This window comes from Bartonella sp. MR90HLJMH, assembly GCF_042194115.1.
GTDB classification, from domain to species: domain Bacteria; phylum Pseudomonadota; class Alphaproteobacteria; order Rhizobiales; family Rhizobiaceae; genus Bartonella; species Bartonella grahamii.
The window spans coordinates 91,653-111,125 of sequence record NZ_JBHIMM010000001.1 but is presented as its reverse complement, the minus strand read 5'-3'; the positions used below and the strand labels follow the sequence as shown (position 1 = coordinate 111,125).

The following is a 19,473-nucleotide window of genomic DNA, read 5'->3' as shown; positions in this document are numbered from 1 at the left end:
AATGAGCGAAACACGAATTATCGCTATTGCAAACCAAAAGGGTGGAGTCGGAAAAACAACCACAGCAATTAATCTTGCAACAGCTTTAGCGGCTATTGGTGAAAATGTCCTTATTATGGATGTTGATCCACAAGGTAATGCTAGTACAGGTTTAGGGATTGATCGTAATAACCGTCCTTTATCTTCTTATGATGTTTTAGTTTCGGGAATTTCAATTACACAAGCGGCTTTAAAAACAGCAGTACCTAATCTTTATATAGTTCCCTCTACACTTGATCTTTTAGGTGTGGAAATGGAAATTTCTTCATCACAAGATCGCATACAACGCTTACGTAAAGCTTTCTATGATGATCCGGAAATGGAAAAAAAATTCAATTATATTTTAATTGATTGTCCTCCCTCCCTTAATCTTTTAACACTTAATGCTATGGGGGCTGCAGATTCTGTTTTAGTGCCTATGCAGTGTGAATTTTTAGCACTTGAAGGTTTAAGTCAATTACTTGAAACAGTAAAACAAGTGCGATCCGTACTTAATCCATCTTTAGAAATCCAAGGTATCGTTCTAACAATGTATGATGGACGTAATAATCTTTCAAATCAAGTTGTTGAAGATGTACGTTCTTTTATGGGAGATAAGGTTTATCGTACTGTTATTCCACGAAATGTAAGAGTATCAGAAGCGCCCTCTTTTGGAAAACCTGTATTGCTTTATGATCTCAAATGTGCTGGGAGCCAAGCTTATTTGCGTCTAGCATCAGAAATGATTCAACGTGAAAAACAAGCGCGTGCTGCTGCTTAAAAAAATCAACTAAAAATTTAAAGAGCAAAATTATGAATGATGATCAATCAAAAAAAAGGCTGGGTCGTGGATTAGCGGCATTAATTGGGGATATCAGTTTAAACAGCGATCTTACACGTTCATCAAATACTGACAAATTTACAGAGTCCGATACAGCTTCTCCTGTTTCTGAACGATTTGTTCCGCTTGAATCTATTTCGTGCAATCCACATAATCCGCGACGCCATTTTACCGATTCAGAACTTGATAATTTAGCACAATCAATTCGCCAGCACGGTGTTGTTCAACCTGTTATTGTAAGACCATCACGTGATCATCCTCATCGTTTTGAATTAATTGCTGGCGAACGGCGTTGGCGTGCTGCACAGCGAGCTAATTTAAATAAATTACCTGTTATTGTTCGCGATGTAGATGATAAAACGGCTTTGGAATTGGCAATTATTGAAAATGTTCAACGTGCCGATCTTAATCCTATCGAAGAAGCAATGGGATATGAAATTTTGCTGAATGAGCATGGATATACGCAGGCAGATTTAGCGCAAGTTATTGGAAAAAGTCGCAGTCATGTTGCTAATACGCTTCGTTTGTTAAAACTTCCACCAAAAGTACAACAATTCTTAACCGATGGACAACTTTCCGCTGGTCATGCACGCTGTCTTATCACTGTTGAGAATCCACAGGATTTAGCCGAAAAAATTATTCGCGAAGGGCTTTCTGTGCGCCAAACGGAAATACTTGCGTATGAACAAGCAAATCCAAAAGTCAAAAAACGAACTGCTGTTGAGAAAGATACAGAAACAAAATCTTTAGAAAAATTACTTGCAGATGTTATCGGAATGAAAGTGACTATCCGGCATGGCAAAAAAGGTGGTGATTTAAAAATACGCTACTCTTCACTAGAACAATTAGATGATATTTGCCGGCGTTTGCAAAACTAGTTAATTGTCTAAAATAGTACGAATTCTATCGATATATTTTTGATCGAAATTTAAATCATCTGAAGATATAGTATTTTTTCATTGAAGAGGATTTCTTTATCTTCAAAGGCTATTATTGCAGCAAAGTTGCTTGAAGAGTCATGAGATCAATAATGTAATCTTTAGGTGAGAGATTATGTTTTCTTAAAAGATCTGTTAGTTTTGATCTAGAAAAAATAGAAGCAATGAGTCTTTTAATGCTGTTATCATTTCCGGTATTGGATACCTCTGGCTCTGGAGGTAAATCCTCAATTTCTTTGTTTTAGTTATTCTATTTTTAAGAGGAAATATTCTGTTAAAGGATAATTTACAGTGATATTTGGATGGCTGCTAGGGAGAGAACAAATAGATTGTTTGTTCCCTTTGCCATTGTTATTTGAATATATGTTAAAAAAGAGAAAAGAAAAAACAAACACAATGCCAATTTAAACATGATCAAAATTTATCCTTTCTTTTCCAAATTTCAGTGAAGACTTTTCCGTTTGCGAAGTTAATCATTTGTTCAAAGTAGCATGAATTCTATTTACAACGCCCTCTTAAAGCAACAAGCATTCTATACATATATTTTTTACCAAATTCCAAATTGTTTGAAACTACAGTATTTTTTTCATCAAAAGAAATCCCCTCTTTTTTAAGAAGTTCAAGAGGAGCTAAAAGCATTGTTAATGTTGCTTGAAGGGCGATGGTTCCTATAGCAAAATCTTTAGGTGTTATATTATTTTTTCTTAAAATATTCATTAATTTTGGTTGATTAGAAATAGAAGCTACTAATCTTTCAATACTGTCATCGTGTTCAATTTCAATATCAGATGCTTTTTCAGTATTGGATACTTTTGATTCTGGTGGTGAGTTTTCACACTCTTCTTTATTAATTTGTTCCATTTTAAAAAGCAAATCTTCCGTTAAGATGTAATTTGCGATGACATGCGGGAAATTGAATTTATTGGCTGTTTCCTTTTTCTTTGTTGGGTTACAAATTTTGCTTTCAACAGCCAATATTCTATACATATGTTTTTTACCAAATTCCAAATTGCTTAAAAACACAGTTTTTTTTTCATCAAATTCAAAACCCCAGCTAAGCGCCATCAATATTCCTTCAAACATATTGCAACCAACAGCAAAATCTTTAGGTGTGATGTTATTGTTTTTTAAAATACTCATTAATTTTGGTTGATCAAAAATATAAGCGGTAAATTCTTTAATACTACTGTTATATGGGGTATTAGATGTTTTTAACTCTGGCAGTAAATTTTCATATTCCTTTCCAATTTGTTCCATTTTTAAAAGAAAGTCTTCAGTTAGGGTGTAATTTTCAATGAAATGCTGGAAATTAAATTGATTGTCTATTTCCTTTGCCATTGTTAGTTTAGTATGTATCACGAAAAGAAAAAGGAGGAACAAACGTAATACGAACTTAAGCATGTTTAAAAGTTATCCTTTCTTCTTCGAATTTCAGCAAAGATTTCTTCATCTGTTTCTTCTTCCATTGCGAGGTTCCTTCGCAACACACTATCATCCCAGCGGAGAAAGGGATTGGTAGCTTTTTCTTGCCCTAAGGTTACTGGTAAAGTCATAGTATTTTTTGCATGTAGCAAAAAAACTTCTTCTACTCTTTGACGAAGTTTCTGATTATGTGGATCAAGTGTTAACGCGAAAAGAGCATTGTTTTTGGTATATTCATGACCGCAATAAAGAAGTGTCTTATCGGGAAGTTGACGAAGCTTTTTTAAAGAGTTCAGCATTTGAGCAGGTGTTCCTTCGAAAAGGCGTCCACAACCGAGTGAGAAAAGTGTATCTCCAGCAAAGAGCAAACCTTCTTCAGGAAAATAATAAGATAATGCGCCCGAAGTGTGACCAGGTGTTGAAAGAGCCAAAAGTGGGTGAGAACCAAAGAGAAGTTTTTCATCAGGTTGAAGTGTTTGATCAAGATGGTGAATCTTTTCTTTTTCTGCTTCTGGTCCGATAACCATAGCGTTGTATACTTGTTTTAATTCTTCCAATGCTTCTACATGGTCGTGATGATGATGAGTTACAAAAATAGCCTGAAGTGTCCAGTTACGGCGTTTTAAGGCGTCATGAATCGCTTCACCTTCAGGAGCATCAATTGCAGCTGTGTAGCCACTTTTTTCATCATGAATGAGTACACCAAAGTTATCTTTTCGACAAATAAACTGTTCAATCAACATGTTTTTCTCCTGAACAGTGTTTGGTGATGAATCTATAGAATAATATATAGTGGTGAATTTTTTTAAGAATCAGATTTGTCCTCTTCTGTGAAAAGTCCTTTTGAATGTTTCATAATGATAGGCATTTGGGTAAGCATAAAGAGGACTGTTAGGGGCATGACGCCAAATACTTTAAAACTTGTCCAAAAATTGTCGCTAAAATTACGCCAAATAATTTCATTCAAAAGGGCAAGAAAAACGAAAAAGAATGCCCAACGATAGGTAAGTTTTTGCCAGCCTAAATCATCAAGTTTTAATGTAGAATCAAGAGCATAACGTAAAAGTGGTTTTTTAAAACACATACCACCAAAAAGGATGAGCGCAAATAAGCTATTAATAATTGTTGGTTTCATTTTGATGAAAGTATCGTTGTGAAGCCAAAGAGTTAAAAATCCAAAGACTAGAACAAAGATTCCTGAAAGAAGAGGCATAATAGGAATTTGTCTTGCAAGGATCCATGATAAGCTTAGAGAAATAATAATCGCTATCATAAAAATAGCTGTTGCAGGGAAAATAGGTTTACTAAAATTTTGAAAAAATCCAATGTTTTTTATTAACCATTCTCCCTTATAATTGGCAAAAAAGAAGGCAACCAGCGGACCCATTTCTAAGAGAAACTTTATGGTTGGTGAGAGAGGGGGGGTCTTATTGTTATTCATATTTTTTTCAGAATTATTGCGTGAATTAGAGTTAGATAAAGGCTGTTTCATGTATGTTTTCCTGCGATAGTTTCGGCAAAGTCAGAAGCAGAAAAAGGTTGAAGGTCTTCAATATTTTCTCCTATACCGATAAAATAAACGGGTAATTTATATTTTGCTGCTATAGCGACAAGAATTCCTCCTCGTGCGGTTCCATCTAGCTTTGTCATGACTAAACCATTAACACCAGCAATATCACGGAAAATTTCCACTTGGTTGAGTGCATTCTGTCCGGTAGTTGCATCAAGCGTTTGAAGGATTGTATGGGGTGCTTGGGGGGTGTGTTTTTTTAAAACACGAATAATTTTTGCCAACTCATCCATCAATTCAGATTTATTTTGTAAACGCCCTGCTGTATCAATAATTAATACATCGCTGTTTGCTTTTTTTGCTTTTTCATAAGCATCAAAGGCTAAGCTGGCGGCATCTGCACCCAATTTTGTCGAAATAACAGGAGAATCAGTACGTTTACCCCAAATATGCAATTGCTCAATAGCTGCGGCTCGGAAAGTATCACCAGCTGCAAGCATAACTTTTAATCCCCCTGCTGTTAATTTTGCTGCAAGTTTTCCGATTGTTGTCGTTTTTCCAGTTCCATTTACACCTACCAGCAAAATAACATGAGGTTTATAGCTGAGATCAAGCTCTAATGGAATTGCAACAGGTTCCAGAACTTTTTTGACCTCATCAGCTACAATAGTATGAATATCGTCTGGGGAAAGATCTTTTCCGTAACGACTGGAAGCTAAAGTATTTGTGATGCGTGTCGCCGTTTCTACTCCAAGATCAGCTTGGATAAGGATATCTTCGAGCTCTTGCAATGTATCTTCATCAAGTTTTCTTTTAACAAAGAGGTCGCCAATTGATCCGCTTAGGCGTTGTGAAGAAAGAGATAGACTTTTTTTAAGGCGCCCAAACCACGCTATCTTTTTTTGTTCAACAGAAGGTTCAGATAAAATTTCTTCATTCTTTTTTTCACGGATGTTGTCTGTGACAATAATTTTACCAGAAAGAGGAATTTTATCAGAATGGGATTCTAGAAATGGAGATTTTTTATCATATTTTGTAAGTGTTAACTCTCGATTTTTTGTTTGCTCTTCTTTTTCTGTGTATATAGAGATTTGGTTATTTTTTGTCCTTTCATTTTTGTCTTTATTTTCTTCCATTATATCGCTTTTATCAGGAATAGAAATCTGTTGTTTCATTTCCTGCTCTTGAGATTTGTTAAAAGAGAATATTTTTTTAATAAAAGATTTCGTCATAAGAATTTTCCTGCTCAAGCAGCGTTTAATTTTGGAAGGACAGCAATCAATTTATCGCCATCATGATCAACGATAAGGGCTTGAACAATTGTTCCTGCTTTTGCACCTTTAACTTGTACAAGAGTATAATCTTCTGTTCGTCCGATTTCATCTTTTTCAATGAGAACTGTTTGTAGACTGTTTTGCAAATGAGCAAGATGCTTTTGGTAAGCCTCTTCACCTGCTTTACGTAATTTTTCAGCACGCATCTTAACTATTTTACGGTTGATTTGTGGCATACGTGCGGCAGGTGTTCCTTCTCTTGGACTAAAGGGGAAGACATGGAGATGGGTTAAATTACAATCTTTGATTAAAACAAGACTGTTTTGAAACATCTCTTCTGTTTCTGTAGGAAAACCAGCAATTAAGTCGGCACCATAAACCATTGTAGGACGTTTGGCACGCAACTCTTGGCAAAATTGAATGGCATGTTCGCGTAAGTGTCGCCGTTTCATCCGTTTTAAAATCATATTATCACCTGCTTGCAAAGATAAATGCAAATGGGGCATGATCCTTGTTTCATAAGCTAAAAGATTAATGAGTTCTTCGTCTGCTTCAATAGAGTCAATAGATGAGAGGCGTAATCGCGCTAAGTCAGGGACATGATGCAAAATTGCTGAAGTTAATTTTCCTAGAGTAGCTTTTCCAGGAAGATCGTGGCCATAACTTGTAAGGTCAACACCTGTAAGGACAACTTCTTGGATACCCTCACCGATCAGCTTTTTAATTTGTTCTATGACAGCACCCATGGGAACAGAGCGAGATGGTCCTCGTCCATAAGGAATAATGCAAAATGTACAGCGATGATCACATCCATTTTGTACCTGTACAAAAGCGCGGGTGCGCTCTTGCATTGCACTGACCATATGTGGAGCAATTTTTTGTACTTCCATAATATCATTGACACGCACCTTTTCGGAATGGTTAATACCAAAATCAGGAAGTTGACGATAAGAATGGGCGTGAAGTTTATCTTCGTTTCCTAAAACGAGATCCACTTCTGTCATTGAGGAAAAATTTTGTGCTTCTGTTTGGGCTGCACACCCTGTTACAATGATACGTGCATGAGGATTTTCACGTCGTGCTTTGCGGATAGCTTGTTTTGCTTGTCGTACGGCTTCGGTAGTGACAGCACAGGTATTAAAGATAATAGCACCATCTTTAAGCTGATCTAGCCCTGAAGAAGTACTTTCTTTGCGAATGATTTCCGATTCGTAGCTATTAAGCCGACAACCAAAAGTTACAATTTCTATTGCCATCAGGAGTGATCCTTTTTGTAGCACCCTGTTAAAGGGCTTAAAAAACCACTAAATTGATATTTTATTGGTCCTGTCATAATAACGTGATCATCTTCTCGGTAAAAAATATTAAGTGTTCCCTTTGGTAAGTTTACATCAATATGGCGTTGTGTAAGACCACGACGATAAGCAGCCACTGCACTTGCACAGGCAGCACTTCCACATGCTTGTGTTAATCCTGCTCCTCGCTCCCATGTCCGTAAATTTAGACTTTTCTTTGACGTTATGCAAGCAATGGAAATATTGCACTGTTCGGGAAATAGGGGATCATGTTCAAGTTTTGGTCCATATTTTTCTAATGGAATATGTTGAATATCATTTTCAACAAAAAAGATAGCATGGAGATTGCCAATGGATATGAGACAAGCATCTTTTAGAGGACCAGCCGTAATTTCTACGTGATTGGTATCAACTATTTCACGTGAAACAGGCATCTCTTTTGCATTGAAATTTGGGCATCCCATATCAACAGAAATGAGATTATCGGTTTGATATGTCCCTTCAATAATTCCAGCGGGAGTTTCTAAACGAAATTTTTCACCAAAATTGTGATCTTTAAGCCATGCAACGACACAGCGGGTACCATTGCCACAAGCTTTAGCCATTGATCCGTCGGCATTCCATATTTCTATGCGGAAGTCGGCTTTTTTCTGGGTTGGTGTGTGGATAGCCATGATTTGATCAAAATGCATTTCGGGATCTGCTGACAAAGCAAGGATTGCTTGTAGTGTAAGAGCATGAGTGCTTTCACGCATATCAATAACAATAATTTGATTTCCAAGACCGTCCATTTTGCTAAATGGCGTTTTCATGAAACTTCTCTATTTCTAATGATTACTTACAAAGAAATATATGACTGAAAATCTTATAAATTTCTAGTCTTTAATAAAGATAAAATTGGGTACATAAATTATTTCGTTTAAAAATAAGTGATTTTAACCTGTTTTTTTTAATTTGTTAATTTATCTTTGTAACTATAACAAATATTCACTTAATTTTTTTTGTGAACTTATTTATTGTCGTGGGAGAGAGTACAGATATGTCGTTTTCAAAAATTTCGTTTTTCGTTGCACTATCAACTGTAATGCTTTTAGGGGGATGTTCAACAACACGGTTTGACAGTAATGACGGTAGTAACGCATTAGAAGTTTTTTATCCATCTCAACAAATGACAACATTGGAAGTGTCTGATCTGTCATCTACTTCTTCGTCGATATCTGAGGCAGCAAACGCTTCGATGTATGAAAAAGGAGATTCTCAGAGTGATGGACGAATGGCTAGTCTCGAATTGCCAAGTAATGCTACTGATTTATTTCCTGCAAGTGTTGCTGGTGTATGGAATCTTTCTATGGGGGGTAAAGTTTGTCGGATCGCAACGCCGCAAACAAAGTTTGGACAAGGGTACCGCGCTGGTCCTTTACACTGTCCAGGAATTGCTTCCCAAGTGAGATCGTGGGCTGTTAAAGGAAAAAGATTATATTTTTATAATAACTCTGGACGTGTTATCCTTGCTCTCTACTCTTCAAATGTTGATCGTTTTGAGGGACGTACACTTGATGATCATCCCGTTGTTTTAAGTCGTTAAATCATTTTTGATCGTTTATGAAAAACTAAGCTAGACGGGCAGATTCGTGAAAAGTATTTGTATTTTTCATTGAGAACGGTTTGAAAAAGGTTATTTGGATGATTCTCGTTTCAACACGTTATAAAGAGCTTGTCTCTAAAGGGGAGGTTTGTTTTGATCCCGCTCAATTAGCTATAACAGAATATTTTGACCATTTATTAAAAAAAATTGCGGAACAAAACATCTCTCGTCCTTGGACTTGGATATTTTGCTTTTTCTTTAATAGAATATTTAAGAGGAAAAAACAAAATATCTCTTGTGTTGTAAAACAAGGGGATGAAAAAGGTTCTTTTCAGGGGTTGTATGTTTTTGGTGAAGTAGGACGGGGCAAAACCATGCTGATGGATTTGTTCTTTTCTTGTTTGCCTAAAGGTCATAAAAAGCGTGCTCATTTTAATGATTTTATGACTGATGTGCATGAGCGTATTAATTTTTATCGTCAAGCATCTGGGGGTGAAAAGTTTAAACAAGATAATCCTATTTTAGCTGTTGCTGAAGATCTTGCACGAGAAGCAAAGGTACTTTGTTTTGATGAGTTTAGTGTAACAGATATTGCTGATGCTATGGTATTGGGGCGGCTTATTTCTGCTTTGTTTGATAAAGGAATTTTCTTTATTGCGACTTCAAATGTGGCGCCGGATAACCTTTATTATAACGGTTTAAATCGTGAACTCTTTTTGCCTTTTATTCAAGTTTTGAAAGCATATGTTCGTGTTGTTAATCTTGATGCAAAAACAGATTATCGTCTTGAAAAATCAAATCTACAGCCTGTGTATGTAGCACCTTTAGGGAAAAAAGCAGATGAATGCATGGATCAAGCATGGGCACTTGTATTGCAAGGACATAAGGAGATATCTGATGAGCTTTCTATAAAAGGGCGCCTTATTCCTATTCCGCGGGTTGGTGCAGGATGTGCACGCTTTGATTATGGAGATTTATGTGCAAAGCCTTTGGCAGCGGCTGAGTATTTGGTATTAGGGGAGAATTATCATACGATTTTTATTGATAATGTACCGGTCATGGATGATACATGTCGCAATGAAACAAAACGGTTTATTTTGCTTATTGATATTCTTTATGAGCGCCACATACGGTTATTTATGTCGGCTGCGGCAGAGGTGGGAGATTTGTATAAAGGGCATGCGCAGATTACGGAAACATTTGAATTTCAAAGAACACAGTCACGTCTTTTTGAAATGCAAAGCCACGATTATTTAAAACTTTGGGAAGAACATTTTCTTTTGAAGAAGAAGCATTGATTATACTTTTACCTTTACGTAAACTGTAAAAACAATAACTCTTTGAAATTAAAGAAATGTAATAATTCTGTTGTATTTTTTTAAAATTCACTTTATCGATACATCGTGATAATTTTCTAATAGTTGTTTCAGCGGAGGGTTGTTGTTTCTGTAAGGAGAAAAATTTGTAAATTTCATTTCTTTACTCCTTTTTATGATATTGTTTGAATATGGTTGAAGTCAAAAATATTCAGTATAGGGACGCTGATGGGTGTGCGCTGAATTATCTAAAAGTTAGGAAAAAATAAAATGGCACGGAAAAAAATAGCTCTCATTGGTTCAGGTATGATTGGTGGTACTTTAGCACATATTATTGGGCTTAAAGAGCTTGCTGATGTGGTCTTATTTGATATTGCAGAAGGTGTGCCACAAGGTAAGGCTCTAGATATCGCCGAATCTTCTCCCGTTGATGGTTTTGATATCAGTCTAAAAGGTGCTAATGCTTATGAAGCAATTGAAGGTGCTGATGTTGTTATTGTAACAGCAGGCGTTGCGCGAAAACCTGGTATGAGCCGTGATGAACTTTTGGGCATTAATTTAAAGGTTATGGAACAAGTTGGAGCTGGAATTAAAAAATACGCTTCTTCAGCATTTGTTATTTGTATTACCAATCCCCTTGATGCAATGGTGTGGGCATTGCAGAAATTTTCAGGTCTCCCTACACATAAAGTGGTTGGTATGGCTGGTGTTCTTGATTCAGCGCGTTTTCGTCATTTCTTATCTGAGGAATTTAAGGTCTCTATTAAAGATGTGACAGCGTTTGTTTTAGGGGGGCACGGTGATACAATGGTTCCTCTCGTGCGTTATTCAACAGTTGGTGGTATTTCTTTGCCTGATCTTATAAAGATGGGCTGGACAACACAGGAAAGAATTGATCAAATTATCCAGCGTACCCGTGATGGCGGTGCAGAAATTGTTGGTTTGTTAAAAACAGGTTCTGCTTATTATGCACCAGCAGCTTCTGCTGTTTCTATGGCTGAGGCCTATTTAAAGGACACTAAGCGTGTTGTGCCTGTTGCAGCTTATCTTTCAGGAGAATATGGGGTTAATGATACCTACGTTGGTGTTCCTGTTGTAATTGGTGCAGGTGGTGTTGAACGAGTCATTGAAATTGATCTTGATAAAGAAGAAAGAGGTGCTTTTGATCATTCAGTAAATGCAGTTAAAAAGCTTTGTGAAGCTTGTATTGCTCTTGTGCCTAGTCTCAAGTAAATTGAACAAGATTTAATTCATTAAAACTAAGTATTTAGAATATTAAAACTTTAGGATTAATAATGATCCATAAAAGAAAAGGACAAATGCATGAATATCCATGAGTATCAGGCCAAACGTCTGCTTCATGAATATGGAGCACCAATTGCAAATGGTGTTGCTGTTTATTCTGTTGAGCAAGCTGAAAAATGGGCGGAAAAATTGCCCGGACCTCTCTATGTGGTTAAAAGTCAGATACACGCTGGTGGTCGTGGTAAGGGTAAGTTTAAAGAACTTGGTCCTGATGCAAAGGGTGGTGTTCGGCTTGCAAAATCTGTTGAAGAAGTTGTTGCAAATGTTCAAGAAATGCTTGGTAAAACTTTGGTAACCAAACAAACGGGTCCAGAGGGTAAGCAGGTCAATCGTCTTTACATTGAGGATGGTGCTGATATTGAAAGGGAGCTTTATCTTTCACTTTTGGTTGATCGTAGCGTTGGTCGAATTGCTTTTGTTGTTTCAACAGAAGGTGGAATGGATATTGAAACGGTTGCTGAAGAGACACCAGAAAAAATATTCACGCTTCCCATTGATGCTGTAGAGGGTGTTACTTCGGTTGATTGTGCAAGACTTTGTGATGCATTGAAACTACAAAGTAGTGCGCGAGAAGATGGTGAAAAGCTTTTTCCGATTCTCTATAAGGCATTTTGTAAAAAAGATATGAGCCTTTTAGAAATCAATCCGCTTATTGTGATGAAAGATGGTCGTTTACGTGTTCTTGATGCAAAAGTTTCTTTTGATAATAATGCTCTGTTTCGTCATCCAGATATTTTAGAATTACGCGATCTTTCAGAAGAGGATCCAAAAGAAATTGAAGCATCAAAGCATGATCTTGCTTATGTTGCTCTCGAGGGTACGATTGGTTGCATGGTTAATGGTGCGGGTCTTGCTATGGCAACAATGGATATTATCAAACTCTATGGAGCTGAGCCTGCAAATTTTCTTGACGTTGGTGGTGGAGCGTCAAAAGAAAAGGTGACAGCTGCTTTTAAAATTATTACGGCCGATCCAAATGTTAAGGGCATTTTGGTTAACATTTTTGGTGGTATTATGCGTTGTGATGTCATTGCTGAAGGTGTGGTTGCTGCTGTTCGTGAGGTTGGTTTAAAGGTTCCCTTAGTTGTTCGTCTTGAAGGCACTAATGTTGAGCAGGGTAAAGCAATTATTAATGAAAGTGGTTTGAATGTTATTCCTGCTGATGATTTAGATGATGCTGCCCAAAAAATTGTTGCAGCCGTGAAGGGAGCTTAAGCTATGTCGATTCTTGTGAATAAAGAGACAAAAGTTCTAGTTCAAGGGCTTACAGGAAAAACAGGAACATTTCATACAGAACAGGCGCTTGCTTATCATGATACGCAAATGGTTGGGGGTGTTAATCCTAAAAAGGGTGGAGAAACATGGGAAGGTTCAAAAGGCGAAACTCTTCCTATCTTTGCTAATGTTGCAGAAGCAAAGGAAAAAACAGGCGCGGATGCTTCTGTTATTTATGTTCCTCCTGCAGGGGCTGCGGCAGCTATTATAGAGGCTATTGAAGCTGAAGTTCGTTTAATTATCTGTATTACGGAAGGTATTCCCGTTATGGATATGGTTAAAGTGAAGGCGCGATTAGAAAACTCAAAGTCTCGTCTTATTGGTCCTAATTGTCCTGGTATTCTTACACCAAATGAATGTAAAATTGGTATTATGCCTGGTTCTATTTTTAGAAAAGGTTCTGTTGGGGTTGTTTCGAGGTCGGGAACTTTAACTTATGAAGCCGTTTTTCAAACGAGTCAGGAAGGTCTCGGGCAAACAACTGCGATAGGGATTGGTGGCGACCCTGTTAAGGGCACTGAATTTATTGATGTGTTGGAAATGTTTTTAGCGGATGATGAAACTCAGTCTATTGTTATGATTGGGGAGATTGGTGGTTCTGCTGAAGAAGAAGCAGCACAGTTTCTGCAAGATGAAGCAAAAAAAGGTCGTAAAAAACCAGTTGTTGGCTTTATTGCTGGCCGTACAGCTCCTCCAGGACGTACAATGGGACATGCTGGTGCTGTTATTTCTGGTGGTAAAGGTGGAGCAGAAGATAAAATTGCGGCAATGGAATCAGCAGGGATTCGAGTGTCTCCTTCACCATCACAGATAGGTAAGACTTTGATGTCAGTTTTGAAGGGCTAAAAGAAAATTTCACCTGAATAAGAAAAAGTTCTTAGATTCAGGTGAAAAAACTTGAGTATAAAAAGGTAAAACTTTTTTGAATGTTTGAATCATTGCTTGTTTTGTAAGCATTTAAAGGTCGAAAAGAGATATAAGGAGACGGAATAGATGTTCCGGAGAGGTATATGGCAAGGCAGGACGAAATAAATAGCCTTTTTGCACAGACATCATTTCTTTATGGTGGCAATGCGGATTATATAGATCAACTTTATGCTCAATATGAAAAAGATCCTACCAGTGTTGATTCACAGTGGCGTGCTTTTTTTGAAGGACTTGATGATAATAAAGAAGATGTTCTCAGAAATGCTGAAGGGGCAACATGGCAAAGTGATCATTGGCCAGTAAAGGCAAATGGAGAATTGGTTTCTGCTCTTGATGGTGATTGGTCTTCTCTTGAAAAATATCTTGGTGATAAATTAAAGGAAAAAGCAATAACAGGTGCTGCACAAAAGGGAAAAACTTCCAGTGAGCAAGATATTATTCGTGCAACACGTGATTCCGTTCATGCAATTATGATGATTCGTGCGTTTCGAGCACGGGGGCATCTTCGTGCGCGGCTTGACCCTCTTCAATTGGCCGAAAAACAAGAAGATTATAAGGAACTTTCTCCAGAAGCTTATGGTTTTACTCCAGCTGATTACGAGCGTCCCATTTTTATTGATAATGTTTTAGGGTTGGAATATGCAACTATTCCACAAATGCTTGAAATTCTCAACCGTACATATTGTTCAACAATCGGTGTGGAATATATGCATGTTTCTGATCCGGTTCAGAAAGCATGGCTTCAAGAACGCATTGAAGGGCGAGATGAAAAAATTTCTTTCACACAACAAGACAAGAAAGCTATCCTGAAAAAGCTTATTCAGGCAGAAGGATTCGAACAGTTTTTAGACACTAAATATAAAGGTACAAAGCGTTTTGGACTCGATGGTGGTGAGGCGCTGATTCCCGCTCTTGAACAGATTATCAAATGTGGTAGTGCTTTAGGGGTACAGGAAGTTATTTTAGGAATGGCACATCGTGGTCGTTTAAATGTTCTTTCACAAGTTCTTGCCAAGCCGCATAGGGCTATCTTTCATGAATTCAAAGGGGGATCTTATAAGCCTGATGATGTGGAGGGATCCGGTGATGTCAAATATCATTTGGGAACTTCAGCTGATCTTGAATTTGATGGTAAAAAAGTTCATTTATCGCTGTTGGCCAATCCATCTCATCTTGAGATTGTTGATCCGGTTGTTATGGGAAAAGCACGTGCTAAACAAGATCAACTTATGGGACTTGCACATACTGATTTACTCTCATTAAGTGAGCGTTCAAAAGTGATGCCATTGCTTATTCATGGTGATGCTGCTTTTGCGGGACAAGGCGTTATCCAAGAAACTTTTGGTCTTTCAGGTCTTAAAGGTTATCGTGTTGCAGGCTCACTTCATGTTATTATCAATAATCAGATTGGTTTTACAACATCTCCACGTTTTTCACGTTCTTCGCCTTATCCATCAGATGTTGCAAAAATGATTGATGCACCAATTTTCCATGTGAATGGTGATGATCCTGAGGCAGTTGTTTTTGTTGCCAAAATAGCAACAGAGTTTCGCCAAATTTTCCATAAACCGGTGGTTATTGATATGTTTTGTTATCGCCGTTATGGGCATAATGAAGGTGATGAGCCTTCCTTTACGCAACCGCTTATGTATAAAGCAATTCGTAATCATAAAACAACACTTCAACTTTATAGTGACCAATTGGTAGCAGAAGGGGTGATTTCTTTAGAAGAGATTGAGCAACAAAAAAAATTATGGCGCGATAAGCTTGAAGGTGAATTTGAAGCAAGTGCTTCTTATAAGCCTAATAAAGCTGATTGGCTTGATGGAAGCTGGACGGGACTCAAAGCTTTTAGTAGTTCTGATGAACAACATTCTAGAACAACCGGTGTTGAATTAAAAATTTTAAAGGAAATTGGTCAGAAAATTGTCGAAATTCCGGCAGATTTTCACGTTCACAAAACCATTCAACGTTTTTTAAATAATCGTGCTAAAATTTTCGAAACCGGTGAGGGTGTTGACTGGGCAACCGCTGAAGCTCTAGCTTTTGGTTCTCTTTGTTTGGAAGGAGCACCGGTTCGTCTTTCCGGTGAGGATGTTGAACGGGGAACTTTTTCACAACGTCATTCAGTTCTTTATGACCAAGAAAATGAGGCGCGTTATATTCCTTTGAATCATTTACAAAAAGGGCAAGCGCTTTATGAAGTTGTTAATTCTATGCTTTCTGAAGAAGCTGTTCTTGGTTTTGAATATGGATATTCTCTTGCTGAACCACGAGGATTAACACTTTGGGAAGCACAATTTGGTGATTTCTCTAATGGTGCACAGGTCATTTTTGATCAATTTATTTCATCCGCGGAGCGTAAGTGGCTTCGTATGTCTGGTCTTGTGTGTTTATTGCCTCATGGTTTTGAAGGGCAAGGGCCGGAGCATTCTTCTGCACGTTTAGAACGGTTTCTTCAACTTTGTGCGGAAGATAATATGCAGGTTGCTAATTGTACAACCCCTGCAAATTATTTTCATATTTTGCGTCGACAAATTAAGCGTGACTTCCGTAAGCCATTGATTTTGATGACACCGAAATCACTTTTACGTCATAAGCGCGCTGTTTCTCTTCTCAATGAAATGGGGCCAGAAACAAGTTTCTGTCGTGTGTTGCTTGATGATGCAGAATGTCTCAAAGATTCTGTCATTAAGTTGCAGAAAGATAATAAAATTCGCCGTGTCGTTCTTTGTACTGGTAAGGTTTATTACGACCTTTATGAAGAACGTGAAAAAAAGGGTATTGATGATGTTTACCTCCTTCGTGTTGAACAACTTTATCCTTTCCCTGCTAAAGTTTTGGTGAATGTGTTGTCGCGCTTTTTGCAGGCGGAAGTTTTTTGGTGCCAAGAAGAACCAAAAAATATGGGGGCTTGGTCATTTATTGAGCCTTATTTGGAATGGGTTTTGACGCATATTAATGCGCAATATTCACGTGCTCGTTATGCAGGACGTCCTGCGAGTGCGTCACCGGCCTCTGGGTTAATGGTGAAACACCTTGAACAACTGGCTGCGTTTCTTAAAGACGCGTTAGGTTCTTAATTTATTACTACTCTGATGTATGGAAAAATATTATGACTACTGAAATTCGTGTTCCTACTTTGGGCGAATCGGTTACCGAAGCAACGATTGGCAAATGGTTTAAAAAACTTGGCGAAGCTGTCGCTATGGATGAGCCTTTGGTTGAATTAGAAACTGATAAGGTGACCGTTGAAGTTCCTTCTCCTGTTGCGGGAAAATTATCTGAAATCATTGCAAAAGAAGGCGATACGGTTGAAGTAAATGCTCTTTTAGGAGTGGTGGAAGCTGGAGAAGCTGGTGTCTCCCAATCATCTTCACCTTCTGCTACACTTGTTCCAGCGGCTTCATCTGAATCAGAGAAGCCTGCTTCGAGCAGTACAATGCCTCCTTCTCCTTCAGCAGCAAAATTGATGGCTGAAAATAATGTTGCAAAAAGCGATATTTCAGGTTCTGGAAAACGTGGACAAATTCTTAAAGAAGATGTTCTTGGTGGATTAAAACAAAGTACAAATGCCTCTACACCCTCTTCTTCTGCGACGAGTGCTTCGGCAGCTCCTGTCCAAGAAACACGTGAAGAGCGGGTTCGTATGACGAAATTGCGTCAAACAATTGCTCGCCGTCTTAAAGATGCACAAAATGTAGCAGCAATGTTAACCACATTTAATGAGGTTGATATGTCAGCGGTGATGGATTTGCGCAAGCGTTATAAGGACCTTTTTGAAAAGAAACATGGTGTTAAACTTGGTTTTATGGGCTTTTTTACCAAAGCTGTTTGTCATGCATTAAAAGAACTTCCTGCTGTTAATGCCGAGATTGATGGGACAGATATTGTTTACAAAAACTATGTCAATGTTGGAATTGCTGTTGGAACGGATAAAGGGCTTGTTGTTCCAGTAGTGCGAGATGCAGATCAAATGTCATTGGCAGAGATTGAAAAAGAGATTGGTCGTTTGGGGCGTCTTGCGCGTGATGGAAAATTAGCCGTTTCTGATATGCAAGGGGGAACTTTTACCATTACCAATGGTGGTGTGTATGGATCGTTGATGTCAACACCGATTTTGAATGCACCACAATCTGGTATTTTGGGAATGCATGCGATTAAAGAGCGAGCAATGGTTGTTGAGGGCCAAGTTGTGATCCGCCCCATGATGTATTTAGCGCTTTCTTATGATCACCGTATTGTGGATGGGCAAGAAGCTGTAACTTTCCTTGTGCGTGTTAAGGAAAGCTTAGAAGATCCGGAACGCCTTGTTCTTGATTTGTAAAATACAGTTTTCAGGATGAAAGGAGAAACGGATGTCTTATGATGTGGCTGTGATCGGAGCGGGTCCAGGTGGTTATGTAGCAGCAATAAAGGCTGCACAACTAGGACTTAAAGTAGCGATTATTGAAAAGCGTACAACATTAGGAGGAACATGTCTCAACGTTGGTTGTATTCCTTCTAAAGCGTTGTTGCATGCTTCAGAAGTGTTTTCTGAAACCCAGCATGGTTTTGAAACACTTGGTATTTCTATTGGCAAATCTAAGCTTAATCTTGAACAAATGATGGTTCATAAGAAAGCTGTGGTGACAGCCAATACAAGTGGCGTTTCTTTTTTGATGAAAAAAAATAAAGTTGATACTTTTTTGGGGACAGCTAAAATTTTGAGTGCGGGTCATGTGGAAGTTGTTGCCAGAGATGGTAATAAACAAACAATTGAAACAAAAAATATTATTATTGCTACGGGCTCAGAGAGTTCAGGCATTCCAGGTGTGAATGTTGAAATTGATGAAAAGACTATTGTTTCTTCTACGGGAGCCCTTTCACTTGAAAAAGTACCAGAGCATATGATTGTAGTGGGTGCTGGTGTTATTGGTTCAGAACTTGGATCAGTTTGGAGCCGTTTAGGTGCTAAAGTTACCATTATTGAGTATCTTAATAAAATTTTGGGCTCAATGGATGGTGAAGTTTCACGGCAATTTCAGAAATTAATGGAAAAACAGGGGATAGAATATAAGACGGGAACAAAGGTGACAGCTGTTACACAATCTGGCTCAACTGCTCAGGTGACTTTTGAAGCCGTCAAAGGTGGTGCAGCTGAAACTTTAGAGGCTGATGTTGTGCTTATTGCTACTGGACGTTCTCCGTATACGGAGGGGCTTGGCTTAGGGGAGGCTGGTGTTCAGTTAGATGAACGCGGATTTATTGCAATTGATGCCCATTGGCAGACGAATGTTCCAGGAATTTATGCGATTGGTGATGTCGTAAAAGGGCCAATGTTAGCGCATAAAGCAGAGGAAGAAGGCGTTGCTGTGGCAGAAATTTTGGCAGGTCAAAAAGGGCATGTTAATTTTGATGTTATTCCTAGTGTTGTTTATACACAGCCGGAAATTGCTAGTGTAGGAAGGACAGAAGAAGAGCTAAAAACTGCTGGTATTGAATATAATGTTGGCAAATTTCCTTTTATGGCTAATGGTCGTGCTCGTGCAATGCAAAAGAGTGATGGGTTCGTTAAAATCCTTTCTGATAAAAAAACAGATCGGGTATTAGGGGGGCATATTCTTGGATTTGGTGCTGGTGAAATGATCCATGAAATTGCAGTTTTAATGGAATTTGGTGGTTCATCAGAAGATCTGGGGCGTTGTTGCCATGCACATCCTACCTTATCAGAAGCCGTGCGTGAGGCAGCTTTGGCAACATTTGCTAAACCACTTCATATTTAAAA

The 19,473-nt window shown here is 38.1% G+C and carries 16 protein-coding genes; 10 read left to right on the top strand and 6 right to left on the bottom strand.

The window, feature by feature from the left end:
* Nucleotide 1: 1 nt before the first annotated feature.
* Entirely contained in the window at nucleotides 2-799 is a 798-nt protein-coding gene (locus tag ACFIJ9_RS00485; protein ID WP_273787549.1) for a ParA family protein, read from the top strand.
* A gap of 32 nt (nucleotides 800-831) precedes the next feature.
* Nucleotides 832-1,737: a ParB/RepB/Spo0J family partition protein gene (locus ACFIJ9_RS00480; RefSeq protein WP_375635354.1), complete on the top strand. Its 906-nt coding sequence runs from the start codon at nucleotides 832-834 to the stop codon at nucleotides 1,735-1,737.
* Between the two features lie 558 nt (nucleotides 1,738-2,295).
* Here ACFIJ9_RS00480 and ACFIJ9_RS00475 read toward each other — a convergent pair.
* The 6 genes from ACFIJ9_RS00475 to dapF all read right to left on the bottom strand — a co-directional run bounded on the left by ACFIJ9_RS00475 (nucleotide 2,296) and on the right by dapF (nucleotide 8,110).
* Nucleotides 2,296-3,135, bottom strand: coding sequence for a hypothetical protein (locus tag ACFIJ9_RS00475; protein WP_375635353.1), 840 nt, complete (start codon nucleotides 3,133-3,135; stop codon nucleotides 2,296-2,298).
* Between the two features lie 65 nt (nucleotides 3,136-3,200).
* Nucleotides 3,201-3,962 (bottom strand): hydroxyacylglutathione hydrolase, encoded by a 762-nt coding sequence (gloB, locus tag ACFIJ9_RS00470; RefSeq protein ID WP_375635352.1) that lies wholly within the window; start codon nucleotides 3,960-3,962, stop codon nucleotides 3,201-3,203.
* 62 nt (nucleotides 3,963-4,024) lie between these two features.
* The gene (locus ACFIJ9_RS00465; RefSeq protein WP_375635351.1) at nucleotides 4,025-4,711 is read right to left on the bottom strand and encodes a septation protein A; all 687 of its coding nucleotides are present in this window, start codon (nucleotides 4,709-4,711) and stop codon (nucleotides 4,025-4,027) included.
* Nucleotides 4,708-5,961: a signal recognition particle-docking protein FtsY gene (gene ftsY, locus ACFIJ9_RS00460; RefSeq protein WP_375635350.1), complete on the bottom strand. Its 1,254-nt coding sequence runs from the start codon at nucleotides 5,959-5,961 to the stop codon at nucleotides 4,708-4,710. The genes ACFIJ9_RS00465 and ftsY overlap by 4 nt, the downstream gene beginning before the upstream one ends.
* A gap of 14 nt (nucleotides 5,962-5,975) precedes the next feature.
* Entirely contained in the window at nucleotides 5,976-7,259 is a 1,284-nt protein-coding gene (gene mtaB, locus ACFIJ9_RS00455) for a tRNA (N(6)-L-threonylcarbamoyladenosine(37)-C(2))-methylthiotransferase MtaB (protein WP_375635349.1), read from the bottom strand.
* Nucleotides 7,259-8,110: a diaminopimelate epimerase gene (gene dapF / locus ACFIJ9_RS00450; RefSeq protein WP_375635348.1), complete on the bottom strand. Its 852-nt coding sequence runs from the start codon at nucleotides 8,108-8,110 to the stop codon at nucleotides 7,259-7,261. Before dapF ends, mtaB begins: the two co-directional genes overlap by 1 nt.
* Before the next feature lie 227 nt (nucleotides 8,111-8,337).
* On the opposite strand from dapF, the gene ACFIJ9_RS00445 reads away from it, so the two are divergent.
* The 8 genes from ACFIJ9_RS00445 to lpdA all read left to right on the top strand — a co-directional run bounded on the left by ACFIJ9_RS00445 (nucleotide 8,338) and on the right by lpdA (nucleotide 19,471).
* Nucleotides 8,338-8,883, top strand: coding sequence for an AprI/Inh family metalloprotease inhibitor (locus ACFIJ9_RS00445; protein ID WP_015857108.1), 546 nt, complete (start codon nucleotides 8,338-8,340; stop codon nucleotides 8,881-8,883).
* A 98-nt stretch (nucleotides 8,884-8,981) separates the two neighbouring features.
* Nucleotides 8,982-10,181, top strand: a complete 1,200-nt coding sequence (gene zapE / locus ACFIJ9_RS00440; RefSeq protein ID WP_375635470.1) for a cell division protein ZapE — start codon at nucleotides 8,982-8,984, stop codon at nucleotides 10,179-10,181.
* 288 nt (nucleotides 10,182-10,469) lie between these two features.
* Entirely contained in the window at nucleotides 10,470-11,432 is a 963-nt protein-coding gene (gene mdh / locus ACFIJ9_RS00435; RefSeq protein WP_375635347.1) for a malate dehydrogenase, read from the top strand.
* A 90-nt stretch (nucleotides 11,433-11,522) separates the two neighbouring features.
* Nucleotides 11,523-12,719, top strand: coding sequence for an ADP-forming succinate--CoA ligase subunit beta (gene sucC, locus ACFIJ9_RS00430; protein WP_375635346.1), 1,197 nt, complete (start codon nucleotides 11,523-11,525; stop codon nucleotides 12,717-12,719).
* A 3-nt stretch (nucleotides 12,720-12,722) separates the two neighbouring features.
* Nucleotides 12,723-13,625 carry a succinate--CoA ligase subunit alpha gene (sucD, locus tag ACFIJ9_RS00425; RefSeq protein WP_375635345.1) on the top strand — a complete coding sequence of 301 codons (903 nt, stop codon included), beginning with the start codon at nucleotides 12,723-12,725 and terminating at the stop codon, nucleotides 13,623-13,625.
* 164 nt (nucleotides 13,626-13,789) lie between these two features.
* On the top strand, nucleotides 13,790-16,789 hold the full coding sequence (locus ACFIJ9_RS00420) for a 2-oxoglutarate dehydrogenase E1 component (RefSeq protein WP_375635344.1): 3,000 nt from the start codon (nucleotides 13,790-13,792) through the stop codon (nucleotides 16,787-16,789).
* Nucleotides 16,790-16,821: 32 nt separating this feature from the next.
* Nucleotides 16,822-18,033: a 2-oxoglutarate dehydrogenase complex dihydrolipoyllysine-residue succinyltransferase gene (gene odhB / locus ACFIJ9_RS00415; RefSeq protein WP_375635343.1), complete on the top strand. Its 1,212-nt coding sequence runs from the start codon at nucleotides 16,822-16,824 to the stop codon at nucleotides 18,031-18,033.
* Nucleotides 18,034-18,064: 31 nt separating this feature from the next.
* Nucleotides 18,065-19,471, top strand: a complete 1,407-nt coding sequence (gene lpdA / locus ACFIJ9_RS00410) for a dihydrolipoyl dehydrogenase (RefSeq protein WP_015857101.1) — start codon at nucleotides 18,065-18,067, stop codon at nucleotides 19,469-19,471.
* The last annotated feature ends 2 nt before the right edge of the window (nucleotides 19,472-19,473 follow it).